This is a genomic window from Pseudanabaena sp. 'Roaring Creek' (assembly GCF_001402795.1).
Lineage (GTDB): Bacteria > Cyanobacteriota > Cyanobacteriia > Pseudanabaenales > Pseudanabaenaceae > Pseudanabaena.
The window spans coordinates 1-2,575 of record NZ_LIRE01000290.1 but is presented as its reverse complement, the minus strand read 5'-3'; the positions used below and the strand labels follow the sequence as shown (position 1 = coordinate 2,575).

The 2,575-nt window shown below is 44.5% G+C and carries 1 protein-coding gene; it reads left to right on the top strand.

Features of this window, described 5'->3' with window-relative positions; all coding sequences use genetic code 11:
• The first annotated feature begins 282 nt into the window (after positions 1-282).
• Positions 283-2,388, top strand: coding sequence for a TonB-dependent siderophore receptor (locus tag AC805_RS10120; RefSeq protein WP_055075323.1), 2,106 nt, complete (start codon positions 283-285; stop codon positions 2,386-2,388).
• The last annotated feature ends 187 nt before the right edge of the window (positions 2,389-2,575 follow it).

Genomic DNA, 2,575 nt, shown 5'->3' with positions numbered 1-2,575 from the left:
ATAAGTAGCTAGGCATAAGTAAACTTAAAACCCAGAAGAGCATACCGCCCGCTGCGCGGGCGGTATGCTCTTCTGGTCTTAAAAATCTATAGCTGTGGCGGCGCTTTGCGCCGCCACAGCTATAGATTTTTGGGGATTAGCCACCGATATTTGCACTGATCTTTGACAGGTTGTCTTTTGACATCGATACAGGCAATAAAAAAGAATGAAATCTTTGTACCAAAGCTAAGAGTTTAGAAAAACTAAAGCTTGAGGCTAAATCTGTGAGGAGTTAAGGTTGACATGAAATCGATGAAGTTGCTGTATGTAGCACCTAGCTTTGCTGCGTCTCTTTTTAGTATGGTGGAAATTGCTGGTGCTGAGCTATCAGAGATGGTAGTCGAAATGCAAAATACAAACATCGCGACTGTGGGTGAATTGCGATCGCAGGTATCGCAAAGCTCTAGTTCGCTCATCCCCTACTTCAAGGTTGAGATCCCTGCCCAGAGTCAAATCCTCGCGCAAGAGTCCAATGAAAATGAAGTCGAAATACAAGTAACAGGAAAAAAAGCTCCATTTACACCTACTTCTGCTCCCGTATATATTGTCCCTAAAGAAGATATCCAAAAGCAAAATCCTAGTAGTGCGGCTGAACTTTTACGCAGTTTGCCAGGATTCACGATCAATGACTATGGATTTGGAGCGGACATCCATACAGGCACTTTTTTGCGTGGCTTTTCGATCAATCAATCCACCTTTCAGATCGATGGTCGATCCTTTGGGAGTAACGTTAATACCTATCATGGGGGAACCGATCTTAATAGCATTCCCGTCGATGCGATCGAACGTGTCGAACTAACAGGAGGGACAAGTGCAACTCTGTATGGCTCGGAAGCCTTTGGCGGCGTAATTAACCTTGTTACGAAAAAAACTCCCCAGCCTCTCAAATTAACCACGGGAATTGAACTAGGTTCCTATGGTTATCAACGCTATCGGCTTGGCTATGGAGGAACTTTAGATCATGTCAACTTCCGTCTGGGCTACGAACGGTTCTCAACCGATAATAACTATGCTGTGCCATTGGGAGCCGCTAATCGCAATCCCTCCGATGGCAGGCTTTTTAATGGCGATAGCCGTGTTGACAACTTTTACGGTAATGTCGAATTCCCCATCGATTCTCGCAATTCCTTGAGTATTGATGCTTATAAAACAGCTAGTCGGCGAGGGCTACTCTACTTTGGATTTCCACTACAACGTGATCGCCTCGACCACGATCTATTCAATATTGGTACTACTTTAACTAGCAAGCTCGGTCAAGGGGATGACTCAATTCTGAAGACAACGATCGCCTTTAATCAAGATTTTTTCAGTACCTATGGACCAACGGGCACGAGTGATTTTCGGAATGCTTCCCTAGATTCGCGAGCCTTGAGCGGTCGAGTCGAACATCAGTGGCAACTGAACGAGACTAATAAGCTGACATGGGGCTTAGATCTAAAAACAGATTCTATCCGTGGCGATGTATTTAGTTCGCTTTCTGCATTATCTGCCCAGAATGGCATTGTCAATCGCGATCGCTCTCTTCTGGCTCTGTTTGCCTTAAACACTTGGAAAGCCACGGAAAACTTTCAAGTAGAACTAGGTTTACGGCAAAATTTTACAAGCGATTTTGGTAGCTACCTCAATCCCACGGTCGGCACGCGCTGGAACCTCACCCCCAATCTTGCTTTTCGCAATAGTTTTGCCGTACTTCAGCGCAATCCTGGACTAGACCAACTCTATGTATTTGATACCGTACATAATTGGTTGCCAAATTCTAGTCTCATTCCTGAACGGGGTGTCGCCTATACGGCTGGATTTGATTGGAGTGGCGCAGCGGACTCCGTACTGGTGCAATTAACCTATTTTGGTAGCAGTCTTAGCGATCGCCTTGGTGTCATTGCGGGGCGATGGGACAATGTCGGGCAGGTTAGCACCAATGGCATCGAAGCTGGGATAAAGTGGCAAATTTCACCAGAATTCTCGTCATTTCTCAATTACACCTATACCGATGCCAAAATAAATAGCAGCAAAACGGCTTCTGAAGTTGGTTTGCAATTGGCTACTGTTCCCTATTCCGTAGGCAAGTTAGGTATTGGCTATGATGCCAATGGTTGGCAAGCAAATCTATTTTTTAACTACTACAGCGGCTCCCGTCGGGCTGTTTTTGCCCAAGGGACAGCAGGACAAAATGCTACAGACTTTTCTCCCGCCTATTTGAGCTTGGACTTTAACGCCAAGGTTCCTTTACATAAAAATGTAGCTTTGACTTTGAATCTAGAAAATTTGACCGATAATAGCTATGAAAAAACTAATCGCATCTATCAACCAGGATTAACCTATAGAATCGGTTTACAGGCAAGTTTCTAATTAAGTACCAACCTAGAGAGCGTAACGCCCGCTACGCGGGCGTTACGCTCTCTAGGTTTTAGTTTACTTATGCTTATCTAGTTATACCAATTCACGAAAGTGTGACAACACTTTTGTGAATTAAAAAACAAACCCAGTAAGGTTTTGAGATTCCCAAAATGGCGTTGCCATTTTGGGAATTGGCATT

Excerpts from the sequence above, each read along its gene's own strand:
- AC805_RS10120 (WP_055075323.1), top strand. The coding sequence starts at position 283 with ATGAAATCGATGAAGTTGCTGTATGTAGCACCTAGCTTTGCTGCGTCT.